At 41.7% G+C, this 19,315-nt stretch carries 17 protein-coding genes; 7 read left to right on the forward strand and 10 right to left on the reverse strand.

The annotated features are described in order from the left end of the window. Nucleotides 1-31: 31 nt before the first annotated feature. The gene (locus tag NSQ55_RS19125) at nucleotides 32-790 is read left to right on the forward strand and encodes an SDR family NAD(P)-dependent oxidoreductase (RefSeq protein ID WP_339168549.1); all 759 of its coding nucleotides are present in this window, start codon (nucleotides 32-34) and stop codon (nucleotides 788-790) included. Nucleotides 791-927: 137 nt separating this feature from the next. On the opposite strand, the gene hcp is transcribed toward NSQ55_RS19125, so the two are convergent. The 7 genes from hcp to NSQ55_RS19160 form a co-directional block, all read right to left on the reverse strand. Beyond that, entirely contained in the window at nucleotides 928-2,220 is a 1,293-nt protein-coding gene (hcp, locus tag NSQ55_RS19130) for a hydroxylamine reductase (protein ID WP_036688774.1), read from the reverse strand. Between the two features lie 93 nt (nucleotides 2,221-2,313). Beyond that, nucleotides 2,314-3,714, reverse strand: a complete 1,401-nt coding sequence (locus tag NSQ55_RS19135; RefSeq protein WP_339168552.1) for an MFS transporter — start codon at nucleotides 3,712-3,714, stop codon at nucleotides 2,314-2,316. Between the two features lie 188 nt (nucleotides 3,715-3,902). After that, complete coding sequence (locus NSQ55_RS19140; RefSeq protein WP_076127240.1) at nucleotides 3,903-4,460, reverse strand: cysteine hydrolase family protein; 558 nt, start codon at nucleotides 4,458-4,460, stop codon at nucleotides 3,903-3,905. Between the two features lie 199 nt (nucleotides 4,461-4,659). Then, complete coding sequence (locus NSQ55_RS19145; protein WP_076190720.1) at nucleotides 4,660-5,268, reverse strand: CPBP family intramembrane glutamic endopeptidase; 609 nt, start codon at nucleotides 5,266-5,268, stop codon at nucleotides 4,660-4,662. Nucleotides 5,269-5,378: 110 nt separating this feature from the next. Further along, nucleotides 5,379-6,701 (reverse strand): GHKL domain-containing protein, encoded by a 1,323-nt coding sequence (locus NSQ55_RS19150; RefSeq protein WP_339168554.1) that lies wholly within the window; start codon nucleotides 6,699-6,701, stop codon nucleotides 5,379-5,381. Next, nucleotides 6,702-7,427, reverse strand: a complete 726-nt coding sequence (locus NSQ55_RS19155; RefSeq protein ID WP_076190714.1) for a LytTR family DNA-binding domain-containing protein — start codon at nucleotides 7,425-7,427, stop codon at nucleotides 6,702-6,704. 129 nt (nucleotides 7,428-7,556) lie between these two features. Beyond that, nucleotides 7,557-8,771: an MFS transporter gene (locus NSQ55_RS19160; RefSeq protein WP_339168556.1), complete on the reverse strand. Its 1,215-nt coding sequence runs from the start codon at nucleotides 8,769-8,771 to the stop codon at nucleotides 7,557-7,559. A gap of 335 nt (nucleotides 8,772-9,106) precedes the next feature. On the opposite strand from NSQ55_RS19160, the gene NSQ55_RS19165 reads away from it, so the two are divergent. The 3 genes from NSQ55_RS19165 to NSQ55_RS19175 all read left to right on the forward strand — a co-directional run bounded on the left by NSQ55_RS19165 (nucleotide 9,107) and on the right by NSQ55_RS19175 (nucleotide 13,237). Continuing rightward, the gene (locus NSQ55_RS19165) at nucleotides 9,107-10,687 is read left to right on the forward strand and encodes a spore germination protein (RefSeq protein ID WP_339168558.1); all 1,581 of its coding nucleotides are present in this window, start codon (nucleotides 9,107-9,109) and stop codon (nucleotides 10,685-10,687) included. A gap of 5 nt (nucleotides 10,688-10,692) precedes the next feature. Beyond that, nucleotides 10,693-11,862, forward strand: a complete 1,170-nt coding sequence (locus tag NSQ55_RS19170; protein ID WP_339168560.1) for a Ger(x)C family spore germination protein — start codon at nucleotides 10,693-10,695, stop codon at nucleotides 11,860-11,862. Nucleotides 11,863-12,130: 268 nt separating this feature from the next. Next, on the forward strand, nucleotides 12,131-13,237 hold the full coding sequence (locus NSQ55_RS19175; RefSeq protein ID WP_339168563.1) for an endospore germination permease: 1,107 nt from the start codon (nucleotides 12,131-12,133) through the stop codon (nucleotides 13,235-13,237). Between the two features lie 425 nt (nucleotides 13,238-13,662). On the opposite strand, the gene NSQ55_RS19180 is transcribed toward NSQ55_RS19175, so the two are convergent. Continuing rightward, nucleotides 13,663-14,514, reverse strand: coding sequence for a CAP domain-containing protein (locus NSQ55_RS19180; RefSeq protein WP_339168565.1), 852 nt, complete (start codon nucleotides 14,512-14,514; stop codon nucleotides 13,663-13,665). 259 nt (nucleotides 14,515-14,773) lie between these two features. On the opposite strand from NSQ55_RS19180, the gene NSQ55_RS19185 reads away from it, so the two are divergent. Further along, nucleotides 14,774-15,763 carry a ketoacyl-ACP synthase III gene (locus tag NSQ55_RS19185; protein ID WP_076127253.1) on the forward strand — a complete coding sequence of 330 codons (990 nt, stop codon included), beginning with the start codon at nucleotides 14,774-14,776 and terminating at the stop codon, nucleotides 15,761-15,763. Between the two features lie 25 nt (nucleotides 15,764-15,788). Here the strand turns inward: NSQ55_RS19185 and NSQ55_RS19190 are convergent, their stop codons facing one another. Next, nucleotides 15,789-16,370 carry a LysE family transporter gene (locus tag NSQ55_RS19190; protein ID WP_339168567.1) on the reverse strand — a complete coding sequence of 194 codons (582 nt, stop codon included), beginning with the start codon at nucleotides 16,368-16,370 and terminating at the stop codon, nucleotides 15,789-15,791. Between the two features lie 114 nt (nucleotides 16,371-16,484). Between NSQ55_RS19190 and NSQ55_RS19195 the strand changes: the two genes are divergently transcribed. Beyond that, a complete protein-coding gene (locus NSQ55_RS19195; protein ID WP_076127257.1) occupies nucleotides 16,485-17,039 on the forward strand; it encodes an XRE family transcriptional regulator in 555 nt (184 codons plus the stop codon). Between the two features lie 77 nt (nucleotides 17,040-17,116). Here the strand turns inward: NSQ55_RS19195 and NSQ55_RS19200 are convergent, their stop codons facing one another. After that, nucleotides 17,117-18,235, reverse strand: a complete 1,119-nt coding sequence (locus NSQ55_RS19200; RefSeq protein ID WP_175617282.1) for a copper amine oxidase N-terminal domain-containing protein — start codon at nucleotides 18,233-18,235, stop codon at nucleotides 17,117-17,119. Between the two features lie 255 nt (nucleotides 18,236-18,490). On the opposite strand from NSQ55_RS19200, the gene NSQ55_RS19205 reads away from it, so the two are divergent. After that, on the forward strand, nucleotides 18,491-19,117 hold the full coding sequence (locus NSQ55_RS19205; RefSeq protein WP_076127258.1) for a glycoside hydrolase domain-containing protein: 627 nt from the start codon (nucleotides 18,491-18,493) through the stop codon (nucleotides 19,115-19,117). Nucleotides 19,118-19,315: the final 198 nt, after the last annotated feature.

The following is a 19,315-nucleotide window of genomic DNA, read 5'->3' on the forward strand; positions in this document are numbered from 1 at the left end:
TAAATATTCTTGTAAAAACGGAGGAATTCACATGAAATATACTGTAATTACAGGCGCCAGTTCAGGTATAGGTTTTGAAACCGCTCTAGCCTTTGCGGCTCGCGGTAAAAACTTAATTGTTACAGCCCGCAGAAGGGAGCAACTGGAGGAGCTAAAATCTGAAATCAATCATAACTCCCCCGATATAGATGTCGTTATTCGAGTAACTGACTTATCCGTTTCTAGTAATGCTTATAAGCTTTATGAGGATCTACAAGGGTTCGAAATCGAAACTTGGATCAACAATGCGGGGTTTGGAAATTTCGCTTCAGTGGCCAAGCAAGATTTAGATAAAATTTCTGCAATGCTGCATCTGAACATTGAATCGTTGACGATCCTTTCCTCTCTATTCGTTCGTGATTATTCCAATGTTGAAGGAACACAACTAATCAACGTTTCATCCGGTGGCGGCTATACGATTGTGGGAAATGCCATTACGTACTGTGCGACTAAGTTCTATGTGAGTGCCTTTACTGAAGGACTCTCTCATGAGTTGAAGAGTCAAGGTGCACTTATGCAGGCTAAAGTGCTAGCACCTGCCGCAACAGAAACAGAATTCGCGAAGCTTTCTTTCGATATCCCCGAATTCGAATATCATGGGACTGTGCCGAAATATCATACCGCGAAGGAAATGGCTGGATTCATGCTTGACCTGTATGATAACGATCATGTTGTGGGGATTGTTAATGGTTTGACGTACGAGTTCGAGTTGAGAGATACCCTCTATAATTATGTGGCGAGCACGCGATAAGCTCATCTTGTAATGGCAAGTTAAGAAGCATGACCATCCATTACGGATCGCCATGCTTCGACAATGATGTATCCCCTAAATCCCCTATCAAAAAAAGGCTGCCAATCCCTTCCGGGCGGCAACCTTTGATTTTCACTCTACGACAATGCCAACATCGCGTTCATATCTTCCTCAGCAGTAGTAATTAGCTTCAATCCAAAAAGCTCTACCAGAACATCCAGTACACCTGGTGAAATGAACTCGGGTGGCTTGGGTCCGATGCGAATGTCCTGAATGCCGAGACTGAACAAGCCTAGCAGAATGGCTACTGCTTTTTGCTCAAACCAAGACAGCACGATGCTGACAGGCAGCTCGTTCACCGTACACTCAAATGCCTCAGCCAGAGCCATGGCAATCTTCACTGTAGAACCGGAATTATTACATTGCCCAAGGTCAATGTAACGCGGAATACCGGTGTCTCCAACGGTGCCATAATCTACGTCATTGAAACGGAACTTTCCGCAAGAAGTAGTTAAAATGACAGTATCGTTCGGTAAGGAAGTCGCCAACTCACGGTAGTAATTCCCGCCAGTACCTGGCGCATCACAGCCAGCAATGACGAAAAACCGGCGGATATGCCCGTCTTTGACAGCTTGAATGATCTCTGGTGCTAACCCGATTACAGTTTCATGATGATATCCGGTCGTAAGTACCAGATCTGACTCTACATCAGCCGCAGGTAGGGACAACGCACGATTAATTAATGGGGAGAAATCGTCGCCCGTTATTTTCTCTACACCTTCCAGCCCCGCTACTTCATATGAGAAAAAGCGGTCTGCATACGTGCCTTTAATCGGCATTACACAGTTTGTGGTAGCAAGAATTGCACCGGGAAACTGCTCGAACAATCTACGCTGATCATACCATGCTTTGCCGATGTTGCCTTTCAGATGCTTATACTTTTTGAGTGCAGGATATCCATGCGCAGGCAGCATTTCTGAGTGGGTATAAATGTTGATGCCTTTCCCCTCTGTCTGCCGCAGTAATTCCTCCAGCGCATATAAATTATGTCCTGTTACAACAATACATTGACCTTCAATTTTGTTCTGACTGACTGTGATCGGTTGCGGAATGCCAAAGCGGTCCGTATGCGCACGATCCAGTACATCCATGATGCGAACCGCCGCATCCCCGACCTTCATCGCCATCTCCAAATGTTCCTGTGTATTAAAGTTGGAATTGGTCAACGTCATATACAAAGCTTCGTGGGTGATACGATCCACCTCGGGATCGCTATATCCTAGCTGCCGGGCATGTGTCGCATACGCTGCAATTCCTTTTAATGCAAAAATCATCGTATCCTGCAAACTCGCAATGGTTTCATTTTTGCCACATACCCCTACAACGGTGCATCCGCCATTCGGTGTCTGTTCACATTGGTAACAAAACATATCGTTATCCTCCATATCTAGATAATCATTCGTTACTTCCAACGTAACAGAACACCAAAGCTTGAGTTGTGATTACACACACATTTTTTTAGATCAAGCAGATTTAAATGTCCTTCTATTTATAACAACCATTAATACAATAACGCTTAAACAAATGAAAATATTAATCTCAAAAACCAATTTGAACGCCTGCAACTGACTCCCTTGTCCTGTCTCTCCACTCATCACACCAAGTCCAAGTGCTGAGCCAAAGACCATACCCGCATTTCTTGTTAAAGCAATTAATCCGCCAATCGAACCCACGTGTTCCCGTGGTGTCTGCTGCATAATGAAGCTATTATTAGGAGAGGCAATGAGCCCCATACCAAGGCCAATAAGAGATAGAATCGCCGCGATTCCATAAATCGGTATATGATCTAAATACACCAGTAACAAGATAAACCCGCTTCCCATGCAGCTCAGTCCCATAAGCATCAAACGATGAGAGCCATAACGGTCGGAGCAGTAGCCTGCGAGAGGACCTGCAAACGCCAAGGCAATGGGATAAGCCGCCATAATATATCCTGTCGTAGATGACGAGAACGGAGCCGAAGTCCCCATCAAATAAAATGGAATGAGGACAAGCAATGTATTAGATAAAATAAAAGAGGCACAGCTAACGATCAAGCCTCCCGCTACAGTTGGAATTTTCAATGCTTGTAAGGGTAGAAAAGGATTCTTTTGCTTCCGCTCCCAGAATAGAAAAGTAATCAACAACAAGGAAACCCCCACCAAACTTGTCATTGTCCGCACGGACACCCAGCCCCATTTGCTCCCATTTGTTATTACGAGAAGGACCAAGGTGATGAATGCCATAAACAAGCTGGCCCCCACGAAGCTGACAGCACCCGGCTTGCGCTCTTGCACACGGTTCGGGATGTACCGATATGCCATAATTGTAGCCACAATCGCCATAGGAACATGGATTAAAAATAACCATTTCCAGCTCAGCCACTCTGCAATCAAACCTCCCGCTATAGGTCCCGTCATCCCGCCCAGCGCGACAGCTGTACTTAAAATTCCGAGTGCACGACCTCTTTGCTCTTTCGGCATATGAATGGTGATGAGTGCAATATTAGTTGCTTGGAACATCGCAGCTCCTACTCCCTGTACAACTCTGAGCGTTAGCAATATTGGCAGATTAGGTGAAAAAGCGACCAGGATAGAACCCACAGTAAAAATCACAAATCCAAGATTGTGAATCCGGCGAAAACCATAACGGTCTCCCAGTTTCCCCATAATAGGAAGAAGAGCCGTAATCACTAGCAGATAACCTGTTGTCATCCATAACCCCTTCCCAAGCTCTGTCTGAAAATAATTCACAATAAAAGGAAGCGACACATTCACAATTCCAGCTGTAAAATGGGAAATAAACGCCCCCATACAAATAGCCGCCATCATTCCCAGCCGCTGCCCGTGTGTGCTTTTAAACTCTATATCTTTTGCTGCCATCATGTTGATCCCGTCCCTACTCATATTGTTTAAGAATTACTAACAATTATAAGTAGATCCCTTGCAAGAACAATCCCATAAAGATGGGATGGGAATGGTTTAGGCGAATATGTCTATCAGTATAGGTGACGAGAATCAGAGGTAATGCAAAACAGCAAAAAGCGGCACATTTAAGTGCCGCCACTGAATTATTATCTATAAGAGTCATGCGTTGGGCGAAACAAATCTTCTTCGGAACTTCTGACCATAGAAAAATGTTCGACATTGTAGTGCCCATGTAATGTTTTATTGTGATGCTTGATGATTTGTTCTGCACTTAAAACATCATTGTCCGTTGTAGAATGACCATCTCCGACCAATGTAACATCCATGCCGCTAACCGTAGCCGTCCGAACCGCAGTATCGATGCAGTGTTGAGTTTTACATCCCATAATCACCACATGCTCAATCTGCTGATCTTTCAGATATTGTAGCAGCTCAGTTCCGTGAAAAGAATTCGTTGCCAGCTTATCAAAGATTTTGGCATTTGCAGACCTGTTGATTTCATTGTGAACTTGAAAGCCTGTACCTGTTCCTTCAGCGACATCTAGATCCCTAACGAACACAACTTCGACATCGGCTTCTTTTGCTTGTTCAATCACTTTATTAATATTCCGGATAAGCTGCTCTTTATTGAATACTGCACTTTCCTTTTCGTTTCCATCCATTAATTCTTGTTGTGCATCGATGATTAATAATACCTGATTCAAATGATTTTCCCCTTTCGAATGGTGGGGAAACGTCAACGCTTGATCAGTTAAACGTTATCCCCATATCATTTTGCAAGCTGACATTGTTTTTCATAATATCTACCTCCCAATAAAAATGGTATATAAACTTTAATCTTATAATTTAAGACTTTTTTAGTTTACCATATTTTTAAAATGTACTCTCTAAAAACTTTGATTGCTACATCCATTGATACATCATAAAAATGGTGGAAATCAGATTAGTCAGCCCGTGCAGAACCCAACCTGGAATGATCGAACCGCCGGATAATTTCTCATCCAACATTCCGATGCTCCAACCCACAAAACCTGTAAGAATCATTACAACAGCAGAATTCAATAATCCGGAACTGCTGTATAACAGCACAGCATGTACGACACCAAATAATAAAGCTTGAGCACAGTTTCCAATTCCGAATCCGAATTTCGAACTTAACCGTTTACCAATGAAGCCGCGGAACAGAATCTCTTCGGACAAGCTAGTCTGTAACCAAGAATAAATCAATGCCGGAATCAAACCTTTAAGACCTGTACCATAAAACTGTGAGCTGGCCAAAGTATTCTTATCCAGCATATAGATTGCTGTAAGCATTCCCAGGCTGGTGAATATAGTCATGGTAAGTATAAACCATAGTATGAACTGCTTCCTAGAAAGCAATTGGGGTTTCTTCCAGCCAATCCACATGGCAAAGGATGAAGTTGTTCTGCTTGTAAAAAACCAGTATGTATAGGGAATGATGCTGAATAAGATGAGCTGAAGGACTGCACTGATGAGCAATGACAATGTCAATGGAATACCCTCCCTTTAATAAGAACAGCCTCAATATATCATGGACCGCTGCTTACCAGCGGGAAGAGACCGTAACTTGCAGGTTAGGTGGAGTAGTTGGTTGCGGATTGCTACTCAGGCAGTGGTAATACCGCCAACATCATGAACTGCCCATTCTCATATCTGAAACTGACGCTTCCTTGAAGCTGTTGAACCGCATACTCAATGCTTTCGATTCCGAACCCTCTACGCCCAAAGTTCCGCTTGCTGGACAAAAAAGAGCCCTGCCCGTCCTCTGTAAGCAGAGATGCAGGATTCTTTAAAGAAATCACCAATAACCCGTCGCAATAAATCACTTCCAGCCCAATAACATTCTGCTCTGACTCTGGTAATCTCTGAACCCCTTCGATTGCATTATCTAATGCATTGCCTAAAATAATTGCAATTTCAACCTCTTTGCCTGCAAGTGACAGGTCCTGCGGGATGCGAAAATGAGATTTCATTGTAACTTGATGTAGCTCGGCTTTGGCGAACTTCTCATTATAGATGGCATCAATAGCTATATTTCCAGAAGAAATATACTTTTCTCCTGCCTCCTGTGTCGAAGCAAGCTCCGCAATATATCGCTTGGCTTCTTGTACAGCTCCTTCATCCAGCAGAGAATGAATAAGGATCAACACATGGTTCAGATCATGCCGCAAACGCTGTGCTTCCTGATTATCTTTCAGTTTACTCGTGTAATCCTTCACTTGCTGCTGTAGCACATGATTATGCAATTCTATTTGCATCCGTTTCATTAACTTTTGATATATAAACATTACAGCCACATTAACTACAAGAATCCCAAGCAGGATGAATACAAAATCAAACGGAATATTAAAAGGTTTATCACTGGAATTTCTCAGATTCACAATAATAATAAGCAAAGAACCCGCAGAAACAAGATTCAGCACAGCCCAATCCTGATTCGACAGTAACGTTGTGGTATCCACTTTGAACAACCGCAGCAATAGCAGACATAACATGATGCTTAGCAAAACAACAAATAGGAAAGCAAAAGATAACCACCAGAAATTAACTGTATCTATTCCCTCGGCATTGAGTGGGATATGCTGAATCCCATACCATACCAGCATCTCAATAACCACCGTAAACACTGTATAGAAACTGCTAAAGAACAGCTTTTGTAGCACACTGCCGCGGAAATAAATAATGGTAATCAGACTATACACAAGCAGGTGAAGGATGACCGAATCAACTAGAGGTAAGCTAGCAGCGGTAAGCGATTTAATTATATAAAAGATAATAAGACAACCTATAAATGACTGTTTGCTCCTGCTCAGGATCAGGAATTTTTTGAGAAAAATATAAAATGTGACCCCTTGCGGGACATATATAAGGACGAGCATAAATACACCAAAAAAATAAGGACTAATCTCCCGGATGAAAGACATTTATCTTAAGAGCCTCTTTTCTATAAAGGCATGGTAGGACCGTAAAGAATCAGAGCTTCTACTGCGGCTGACGGGAAGCTCCACCCCGTTCTTCAGCTGAATAAGTTCTTTGCTTAAAGAACGAACATACAGCCAATTTACCAGGAATCCCGTATGTACGCGACAAAAATCATGTGATCCCAGCTGTCCTTCCAACTCTCTCAGTTTGCCATAATACGAGTAAGTCCCTTGTTCAGTACAAAGGACCAATTTTTTGCCTCGTTCTACCGTGATATACATAATATCATCTACCCTTAAATTATAGCTCATATGATGGATTGAGAATGACAGCACGTTGTTTCTTTGCATGCATTGCTGAATGGCTTTGACTGTGGCGGTCTGCAGTTCATGTTCATCAATGGGTTTCAGTAAATAGCGAAAGGGATGAACCGCAAAGCTTCTTCTCATATAACTTGTATGGCTGGTGACATAGATAATTAATACCCTGGCATCTTTGAGCCGGATCTTCTCTGCGACTTCTATACCGTTATACTCGGGCATCTCCATATCCAGATAAACTATATCGTATGCGGTAGTCGTCATTGCCTGAAGCAGGGTTTGGCCTGATTCAAAAATCTCAATAGAGGCAGTCATCCCTTGCAGGCTGGTTATCTGCTTCATGAGTAATTCTTCCAACCGCGAGGCATCTTGCCTCTGATCGTCACAGATTGCAATGTGAAGATTCATATTATGTATCCCTCCAAGTGAACGTAATTCTATCATATTATAATTTGAAAAAATATGAAGAACCGCCAAAAAGCCGATCCTCTCGGACCGGCCTATAAACTCTTTTTTACAGGGAAGTTTCTACCCTAGTCAATTCATCGGAATCGCGGACGCCAGCCGCCGAAACTGGATGAAAATAAACAGAGCGGTCAGCATCACCACAATTCCTGAACCGAGGAACCATAGCTGCACACCGTATCGATCCACCACAGGTCCTGCCAACAGCAGCCCTATTGGCGAAGACAACATCATAATGCTGGTCACGAGTGAAATGACACGCCCAAGCATCTCGGGTTCAAAAGAACGTTGGATCATCGCCATGAAGGGACCATTGAAGAAGGGTGCCGCACTGCCCATCAAGAACGAGAGAATGGCAAAAATCACAAATGCATTCGGACCAATCAAACCACCGATCACACAGGTAAGACCGATGACTAGCAGACCTACGCTCATATAGCTAATGTCGCTCCATTTAGATGAGAACATCGACAATAGCAGACCGCCTAAAATCATCCCGATGCTGAACACCGCTTCCACCAGGCTGGCACTGTATCCTCCACGGCCAAAATGAGACAATGTCATATAAGGAAACAGTGTCGCCAATGGCATAAATGCGATACTAAACACCGCAGTAGCCCCCGTAATCAACACAATGGGTTTCGCTTGAATGAGTGCGTTCCAACCCAAACGGAATTCTTGAACGAAAGACGGCGCAACTGTAGCCTGCACTTTAGGCTGATGGATCTTCACCATGAACAGCATCAGATTCGCAATCAAAGCCCCGGCCACATCGAGTAGTAATACTGCCCCGAGCGAAGTTGCCGAGTAAACCGCTATCCCAAGTGCAGGACCCATTACATTCGAGAAAGAGAACACCATCTGCTGCCAGCCCGCGACTCTTGTCAATTCTTCTTCAGGTGCAATCAACGGTACAGCCGCCTGAAAAGCCGGAGCATGAAAGGCTGATGCCGCCGAACGCAGGCTCAGAATGACATACACAAAGCCAAGTCCCGGTTCCCCCCACATGAAATAAATACCTAATATCAGACTGAAGAGCGCAATTGCGCTATCAGCAATAATCATCGTTATTTTACGATTCCAACGGTCCAGCCAGACCCCTACAAAAGGACCCAAGACCGCTTGCGGCAAAAACGCTGCCAACCCAGCAATCATCAAAACTGCCGCTGAACCTGTCGATTCCGTTAAGTGCCAGATCACCGCGAATTGAACCATCGAACTCGTGAGAATCGAGAAAATCTGTCCGCTAAAAATAAGGGCGAAGGCTTTTTTCCATTGTATTTGCATAAGGTCATCTCCTTTGATTAAAAACTTAAATAAACTCATTCCATGAGCATAGGCACACTGAAACAGGCACATCACAAATAAACTCATTTCCTTATCTCAAAAAATGAATGAGTCCACTTGTCTTGCACCACTGATTACCATAAACGAATGGAATGAGTCACAAGGAGCACCTCCTGAAAAAAATTATGTTCATTATAACATCGCATCTCTTCCCTGAGCCAGTTCCAATTGTTCTTTTTGCGAAAAATTTGATCTATCTCCACCTTCCGAATAAATTCCTAAATAAGGGAGAAGATAAAAATCACTTAACATCTCATTTATTTAAGGAGAATTGCATGCGGAAATTTTTTAACGCCAAGACACCTCCGTCTAATCCTAAGGTGCACCCTCAATTCGAAGCCGAAAATGAGCTTTCAATGAAGGATCTTTTTTCCCATGCTATCTCTGCGTCTCTCGAAGACAACTTACAGATTATTAATAATTGTTTTGCGAATTGTTCGGACCTAAAGGTTATTCCATGGCATTATGGCCCGGATCTTAAGTATGAAGCCTCATCCGTCTATTTCAATACACTTACTAAGTCTGACCCTACAAATTATTTTAAAGATATCTTGCAGAATTTAGTTCCGCATGAGCTGGGTCCCACCTTGGACGTGACCGTTGAAGATGTCATCTCCTATTTTGAAAAAAATGGTGTTTCATCACCGCTGCTTGAATTAATGGACAATATCGGTCAAGCCATTAAGGGGATTCTTGATGGGAAAGTTGTCCTTTTCTTTACAGGTTGGCAAAAAGCCGTTGCCTATTATGCCTTCGATGTAGAACAGCGCCAAACCTCTGAGCCCATTTCAGAGCCTACTGTTCAAGGTCCCCACGTCAGCTTTATAGAAAGCTTGGAGCGTAATGTAGGTGTTATTCGTAGTTTGCTGAAATCTACTAATCTTAAGTTCGAGTTCTTTACCTCTGGTAAGCAGGTTCAAAGAACGTTGTCCTATGGTTATCTGGATGGAGTAGTCAAACCAGAAACATTAAATCAATTCAAACAACGGATAGCAAGTATTGATCAGGAAGAAATTCTTGACGTTTCCTATCTCGAAGAGTGGATCGGTGATTCGCTCTACTCACCATTTCCACAAGTCCGCTATACAGAACGACCGGATACAGCTATAACAGCACTGCTAGACGGAAAGATTATTGCTATGGTTAACGGAAGTCCTTCCATTCTGATCTGTCCCGGGAATTTCATGGAGTTTTTTACGAATAGCGAAGATTATTACTACCGGACCATTTTTTCATCATTGATAAGAATGATTAGGGTCGCTGCCTTCATCATCGCCCTGCTGTTACCCAGTACCTATATTGCCTTATCCAACTTCCATTCCGAACTAATTCCCACGGTTCTGCTGCTTGCCATTCTAAACACACGCGAAGGAATCCCCTTTCCGGCTATGGTTGAAGCTTTGATCATGGAGTTTTTCTTTGAGCTATTGAGAGAGGCGGGCATACGCTTACCCAGACCGATTGGGTCGGCCGTCAGTATCGTTGGGGCATTGGTCATTGGACAAGCTGCTATTCAATCGCAGATTGCCTCTCCGGTCATGGTCATTGTCGTCGCTTTAACAGGCATTGCCTCATTTGCGCTACCTCAATACAATATGGCAATTGCGCTGCGGATTTTACGGTTTCCCTTAATGATTCTCGCGGCAACATTCGGAGGACTTGGCATCATGGTCGGTTTTATTCTAATTTATCTCCATCTGGCTACCTTGCGCTCTTTAGGAGAACCGTATTTAGACTCGTTAGCTCCGCTAGATCTTAAAAGAGTACGTGATTCTATTTTTCTGCTTCCGAGAAGACTGCTGCTTCATTCACCACGAAATCGACACTTATATAAAAAGACTTCAGGAAGGAAGTAGATATAGTGAAGCGGCTTACTACCATACTAATTTCCCTTCTTGTACTCACTCTAACTAGCGGATGCTGGGATAATAAAGAATTGGACGAGTATGGGTATGTGCAGGCGGTCGCCATTGACCAAAGCGAAGACAATCGGATTGTAATCACGACACATTTCTATAATCCTTCCACCAAAATAGAAATGGGACAAGCAGGGGATCCAGCGTCCAAGGGAATTAATATCGTTACGAGTGGAGAAACCTTTTTTGAAGCAATAAGGGAGATCCCGGCAAAATTTGGTCGAAAAGCCAAATGGGATCATATGCGTGTCATATTAATCGGGGAGCAACTAGCCAGAACCACGAACATCCGGGAGGTACTTGATTTTTTCTCCAGGGATCAAGAACCGCGTGGTACCGTTCTTCCTCTCATCGCTGAGCAATCTGCGGCACCATTTTTAGATATCAACCCGTTTATCGAGCAGACCATTGGTCAACAGTATAAGAGAATGGAGACGAGCGGTGCTCTATATGCCGCAAAAACTTCCAAGATTCCTCTCTATGAGCTGGCTATACAAATGTGTAGCCCCTCCAATACTTCCATCATCCCTTACCTGCATAAGACCAGTTTGGATCATAAACCATTGATATCTGGGCTGGCTGTAATTCATGACGGTAAAATGATTGACATTCTAAAGGAGAAGGATACCGAAGCATTCATGATGCTGACGGATAGATATATCTATGGAGTACTAGAATTTCCTTGCCCGGATGAGACCGAAGTACCGCTGCGGAAAAAAGAAACGCTTGAAGTGCTTACCTTCAACAGTACGCTTACTCCAATCGTAAAAAATGGTTCTGTGTCCGTCGGTGTAAAAATTGCTATTGGAGGAATGATCGGAGAATTACGTTGCTCACATTTAAAAAACAATAAGGACATGAAGCTTTTTGAGCAGCGTATCATAACTCAGGTTGAACAACAGGTTGAGCACGCAACCAAGTTTTTGAAAACAAAAAAGATCGACGCACTCGGAATTGGCAATCAGATTTACCGGAAAAATCCGCAGCTGTGGAAACAACTAGAGCCTCAATGGAAGGATACATTCGCCCAGACTCAGTTCGATATCAACGTTGATGTCAAAGTGTTAAGCACTGGAATGAACTCAGGCACAATATTTGGAACAAAGGAGAAGTAGCTATGGTGGGAAAAATAATCTGCGTTCTCTTATTAGCTTCCGCTATGCTAGCCCATGACATCCCAAGGTTTAGACAAGCCTCCATCCGCGATCGAGTAGTTTATGGAGTATTATTACTACCCGTACTTTATCTCGGATTTATCTTTATTGCAGCTAAGCCATGGCCCAATTTAGATTCCATCTTCAATTTATTCACGGCTCCAGCTGAGCACATCGTCCATTGGATCAACCCTGCCATTTCATAAGCTTAAAGAATGAGGAGGAACGTATGAATAAGCAAGAACGTGTTAGTTCGATCCAAATGTCCATGCTGTTTCTCTTCTTTATGACCGGTTCCTCAATCGTTATCGTCCCTGCGTCACTAACTAACTTTGCTGGCAACGGAGCCTGGATATCCCTCTTAATCGCCTCTGCCATAGGAATGGCTCTGCTTTCCGGTATTCTATATTTGAACCGACGAGCGCCAGATCTTTCGCTTGTGGAACAAAGCCGCTCCGTACTTGGAAACGGACTGACCCTCGTCCTCCTGATTCCTTTCACTTGTGTGCTGTTTTGGAATGTCGCAGGAATTGTAATTGAGATCGGAACCTTTTTCAAAAGTACGATGTTAAAAGAAACGCCCACTTACGCGGTAAATACCATGTTTTTTATAACGATTGCGATGACAGCTCTAGCTGGAATCGAAGTAATTGCACGCATGGCAGCCGTCCTAATGTCACTAATGTTCGGATTTATCATCTTAGTCTGGATACTCGTAGCAGGGTTGTATCATCCCGAGTACCTACTGCCCATCATGCCTGATGGATTTAGGCCTATCCTAAGCGCTGCATATGTAGTCTATGGCTTCCCCTATTCCGAGCTTATCGTTTTTTCGATGATTTTACCGTTCGTGCGTAAAGAAGACAATTCTAAACTGGGAAAACAGATGTATCTTGCACTCATCATCAATGCCCTGACGTTAATTGCTTCTGTCATTAGCAGTATTATGGTATTGGGACCACTGTCCGGCAGCTTGAAATATTCATTATATCAGTTGGCGAGACTCATTTATTTTCAGGAAACCATTGAAAGAATCGAATCCGTGATTGGTTTTTCACTCATTATCGGCTTCTATTTCAAGGCTTCTATCCTGCTGCTTATTCTTATTAAAGTACTAAAGGAGCTTCTGAGATTGAAGGATGAACGTTTAATTGTTTTCCCACTTGCTTTTGTCTGCCTGCTGTTATCTGTAACGACTTACACACAGGAGTCTGAGCTTGAGAAAATCGTGAATACTACATGGCCCTTGATCACTAACCTAGCTTACATCCTGCCGTTTCTTCTAATTCTATTGGTCACTTTTATTCATTATCATATAAATCAACACAAAAAATAACCCGTTCTAAACGGATTCAATATCCCCTATCTCATTTCGCAGACTTCAGCTTCTTCTTTTCTTGGATCCAGCCCGCCAGCAAAAGTATTGCTCAACATAATTGCTTGCCATCGCGATTGAAGATTCTGAGATTTCCGGACCCAGAGGACGTTATTTGCAATTTTTTGGCCTGTGGAGCAGAGTTTAGGACTCCACTGACGCTATCTCATATAAAAAGACTCATATTGAGTGTTTTTTTATGGGAATAGCTGCTATACAGTCCGCTAGGATGCAAAATATAGACCCATGACACGTTTAAGGTCAGCTGTGTCCGATGGGCTTGGTCTGTGCAAGTGTTATTGGATCAAACGAAGCAAAGTAGGGATGCCCAACAGCCACTTTTAGCTTATTAGGACACCCCTGTTAAGTTTATTACGTTACTCGCTCTAACCAATAAATTCTTGAACCCACTCGCTGTTATAGTAACCTATTCCAATTTCTGTAAAGCTACTATTCAGGATATTGGCACGATGACCAGGACTGTTCATCCATTGGTTCATTACTTCTTCTGCGCTCGACTGACCTTTGGCGATATTTTCCCCCGCTGAATTGTATGAGATCCCGAATGCTTTCATCATATCAAACGGAGATCCATACGTAGGAGACTGATGGTCAAAATAGTTATTGTCATACATATCCTGCGCTTTAGCCAAAGCCATTTTCGAAAGTTCGCTATTTAAGCTAAGAGGCTTCAAGCCTGCATTCGTTCTTTCTTTATTCACCAGATCCAATACTTGCTGTACCGATTGGGATGTATTGGTGGATGGTTGTGGATTTGCAGACTTCTGTGGGACAGCAGAATGTTGCGGATTTGCAGAATATTGTGGTTTCGCCGACTGCTGCGGATACGTTGTTTGATCTGTTGTGCTTCCTGTAGGTGGATTGGTACGGATGAACCCATCCAGCCATTTCGTTACATCGCCAGGAACTTGTTTAGTCTTAATTGTTGAATTCCCTGCATTCTCCGTGGAAATGGAAGATGCTTGCGTTAAAGTTGAACTTGAGGCAGTTTTACGAGCATGATTGTCAACCTTCGTTTGTTGAGTTGTCATTTGGTTGTTGGCCGAGTTATTACCCGAACAAGCAGTAACGAGTAATAGCGCTACTATTACGATAAATGGTTTAATAAGAACCCCTCCTGATTTGGCAAAGTAGTGACTTAATCGAATAAAGTTTTTGTAAAGTACCCCTGATTTATTCATCTCTAATTCAAAAATATAAAAAGCAAAAAAGTCCACTCGCAACATGGTTGCTGTGGACTTAATCTTAGTGGATATTTTAGATGCGTCGATATAGTTACATTTATAGTAATTTATAGTAATTTATAGAATTTTTTACTAATTAATGTTATGCTTTGTTAAGATCATAAAGTATAACATCAAATAAGATTTGGACAAACAAGCTTATAGAAATAAGCAGGCTTTGTTAGGTAAATAGATACTTTTAGATTACTTAATGTAATGTGATTGCAAAATTATTACAAGGAGTGATCATGCTATGTTAGAAGGTATCTCGATAAAACAAGTCTCCATTTATTGTCCTGAAAGAGTGATTAACAATCAATATTTTATTGACCATTTTCAAAAGCAAGGTATAGATATTAAGCGGATTCTTAAAAAGACAGGCAGAAAAAACCGCCATGTTATTGAAGGAACGAAGGAGAACTCGTTGACGATGGCGATTAATGCCGCTCAACAGGCAATTGATGCTGCATCATTGAAATCTGCAGATATAGACCTGATTCTTTTTTCCAGCTCAACTCCGGAATATTTATCACCTACGAATTCATTGCTTATTCACAAAGCTATCAAAGGTAAAGATGATACGCTTTGCTATGACTTGAATGGTAATTGTATAGGAATGTTTATTGCGGTTGAACAGGCTGCTCGTACTTTATACGATGATCCTGATAGAGATAGAGCGTTGGTTATCGGTTCGGATTTTTTAAATTTATGGGCTGATCCTTCACATCCAATAACATATTCAATTTTTGGCGATGCCGCCGTAGCCCTCATTTTAGAAAAAGATCATTCAGAGAGTGGATTAATTGACGTAAGGTATCTTTCGGACAGCCGTTTTACAGAAGAAATTGTGTACCCCGCTCAAGGATTGGCTAAGTCTTTGCGTGATGGGGCTGAACACCGCTACTTACACTGGGGGAGATTCAGCGGAATAGACAGTGTACGATTTGCGGAAGCATCTATTGTTGAATTATTGAACAAACATCACCTAACATTCGAGGATATACAAGTTTTTTGTTTTTCACAATTTACATTGGCTAATATTAAATTACTTCAAGCTAAGCTGAACCTGGATCAACATAAAATTATTTATGTAGCCGACGAATATGGCTATACAGGCACAAGCAGTCCCTTTCTGGCCTTATATTGTGCTATTGAACATGGTTTGATCAAACGTGGCGACAACTTATTATTTTGGACATTAGGGTCAGGTTATCAAGCCGGTTCAATGTTATGGCGTTATTGACATGGGGCTCCATTCATTCATTCATTCATCCTATCACTATCGAAACTCCACAATACACTAACAACAATCCCATCAGTATATTAAATTGACTTCTATATTTAGATATCATTTTTTTGAAAAGAGAACCACATAAACACCAACTAAAAGTGCCCATAAAACCGATGAATGCTAAGACTATAGAGTAAATCAATAAGCTAAAATAGGAAGAATGAGAGGTAAGAATAAATGTAGATGTAACTGTGATTCCATATAATATCCCTTTAGGATTAATAAATTGTAAAAGCATACCCGCAATAAAACTGTTGTGTTTATCGCCACTTCCATCACTTTCTTGATGTTTACTTCTAATAATTTTAAATGCTAAATAAAACATGTAGACTCCGCCTATCACAGCCATAATAGATTCAATCTTAGGGATAAAATTGATCAGAAGTATATTAAAATAGCAACATAACAATATAATCACGAAAAAACCTGTGCCCACTCCTAAACAAAATCTCATTGTTTTTCGTAAACCAAACTGGTTTGCAAAAGTCATTGCCATAATGTTATTAGGTCCCGGAGTAAAGCTAGCCACAAATGCATATAAAAACAAAGAAACAATCACTGAATTCCACCTCGTTGTATGTTATAATGTATTAATCAGACGCTATAACGTCCTTATGTGCGTTTTATTGTATATCCTGGTCGTTATAAAGTAAATAGGATTAGGAGAATTACCGTGGAAGAGATAAATCAAATCATTGCGGAGAATATAAAAAAGATTAGAAGAAGTAAAGATTTAAGCCTGGAAAAGGTGGCTGAATTAACAGGAGTAAGCAAAACAATGATTGGTCAAATCGAAAGAGGCGAATCGGCACCTACCATTACAACCATTTGGAAAATCGCCAATGGATTAAAAACTTCATTTTCTGCGCTGATAGATTACCCAAAGCCTGACACAAGAGTCGTATTAAGAAATGAAATTCAACCACTGCTTGAAGACAACGGAAAATATCGGGTGTACCCATCTTTCCCATTTGATGAAAGCAAACGATTTGAGGGTTATACAGTTGAGATAGACAAAGGTGGATACCTTGATGCCAATCCACATATGGAAGGAACTGAAGAATTAATCACTGTATTTGATGGTGAATTGTCTTTGCGTGTCAATGATAATGAATATCTATTAAAATCTGGTGATTCTATCACGTTTAACGCAGACAAACCCCATGTATATTATAATCCAGGACAATCATTGACCCGTTTAAGCATGATCTTATATTATTCTAGTTAGCAAAAAAACCAAGGTTCTTAAACCTTGGGATCAAATCTTACTATGATAACCTGCGGAGATAACGCTCAGCCTCCCCATTATGAACCGTCCAGCATTAACTTATAAACCTTACCGTCTTTTGCATATTCATTATTAAAAAGCAGGGCATCCCCTTCTCTTTTCAGGAATTTCAGATTGTCTCCAAAAAAAGGAAGGTCGTTTGTTTCGGCATATTTTTGCTGCTCTACGTCAAGAAGTGCTTTGTACAACAATGTTTTGGCACCTGTTTTACGATCTATCATCATGAGGAAACCTTGCTGATTGGACCGAATCAGCAGAAAATCCTCGTCCATTCCCTCCACTAAATAATTATCCGAATTACCACCTAGGGTGTTCAGATTAATCGTCTCCGTTACGTTCCCTGTTCCATCTTCAATTAATCGTAATATTTTCCCATCGGTAAGCAGGAGCTGATCGCCAGCTATTTTCACATTGTCACCATAACGAAGATGGTATCCTACACTTGCGTGGCGAATGACCATTCCATCCTTAATAATCATCGTATACCATTTATTATTGATATGTGGTTCTCCGTAAACATCTGTTACGGTTAGATAGATTAGACCTTTCGGCGTCTTCTGAAAATCGAATTGAACAGCATCGAATAACTGCGAACCAAGGTTCGTTAGCAAGCGAGTTTGTCCTGCGGAATCTGTTAGATATAAACCCCCTGTTTTTTTATCCACTGTATAAGTAGATCCAGCAAATTGTGCGCTGGCACTAGCATAGTTCAATAGCCCAGTTGCTGTATATATCCTCTTCGTCGCATCCCAGCTGACCGTTGTTCCTCCTAATGAATTTACAAGAAAACGGGCAGGTACATAGAGTTGACCATTAATTTCAAAAGGAACACCTTCTACACTTACCAATTTACCATCAAGGACCCCCTGTTTACTTCCAATACGAACGGCTATCTTTTTTCCCCATCCAGTAAACTCCGCTCTTTGATGCGATTTATCCCATACAACCTTAAGTCCTGCCGCTTCCCAGTGACTGGCTGAAACATAAGTAATCCCATCCTTTACTAGTGCAGCGCTCGTACCTTTCCCGCCTCCATCCATAATGAAAGTGAAGTAAGCGGGCAATGCCGCATTCGCAACTGGAGCAGCAAGCAATGATGCAACAAGTATTGGAGCTAGCAACCATCTTTTATCCATATCTTGATCAACCTCCATGTTAGAAAATCATAAATTCTTCATAGGGTATAGACGCAGTTTAATTCCAAAGGTTCCTATAAGTTAACAATAATGGTAAATTCTAAGTTCAAAGTCTCTCCTTCTATTATTCCTCTCAATCTGCCTCTTTTTCTCCCATTTCGTTGTTCCCCCAAGAATCTGTGAAAGTTTTCTCATAAATTGATAGGGAGGTTGGCGCCAAACCTTAAACAAAAAAATTGAAAGAAGGCAATTACAATGGCTTTAGGTTGTGATACAGCTACAAATGTAACAGCAGCAAGATTAACTACACTTAAAAATAATAAATTCACATTCGTTTGCCGATATTTAAATCGCGTGGAAGGATACCAAGATGGTCTCACCTCAGCTGAGATTACACGGATTTCAGATGGGGGATTATATATCATATCCCTTTATCAAATCAGCAAATCGCTCGATCATTTTACGAAAGCCAATGGGATTAAAGATGCTGAAACGGCTGTAGGATTAGCAAGTGATTTGGGACAAACCAGCAGCACTCCGATTTATTTTGCGATAGACCGCGATATGACCTCTACCGAAATCACAAACAATATAGTACCTTATTTTCAAGGCATAAAATCAGTGCTAGACAGCAGTACTAAAAATTCCAAAGGCTATAAAATGGGTATCTACGGATCACGAGCAGTCTGCTCTCATATTCGAGGCACTAATTCCGCCACAACACGTTACACCTTCATCGTAGATAATGACTGGCAGGGAACCTTCGAGGATTGGAACCTGCGACAATATAATTTCAACACTGAGGTAGGAACAAGCACTGGCAAAATCAACGTAGACTATGTAGAGTCCTCCTCACATAGCGGTGGAGGCTGGAAAAAGTAATTTATTCCACTTTTATCGGTGACGAGGCGTCGTACGAAAGCAGATTATGATAGATTCAAATAAAGTCTCGTTATTATAAAAATAGTAAAAAGACAACCAGGCATGGATTATCCGATTAATGGAGAAGCTCTGCCTGGTGTTTTTGGTTTGTAGCGGTTTGTTTAAGCAGATAATCATAAATCGTAGCTATCCGATTTT

The organism is Paenibacillus sp. FSL H7-0943, from assembly GCF_037963265.1.
Taxonomy (GTDB): Bacteria; Bacillota; Bacilli; order Paenibacillales; family Paenibacillaceae; genus Paenibacillus_AQ; species Paenibacillus_AQ odorifer.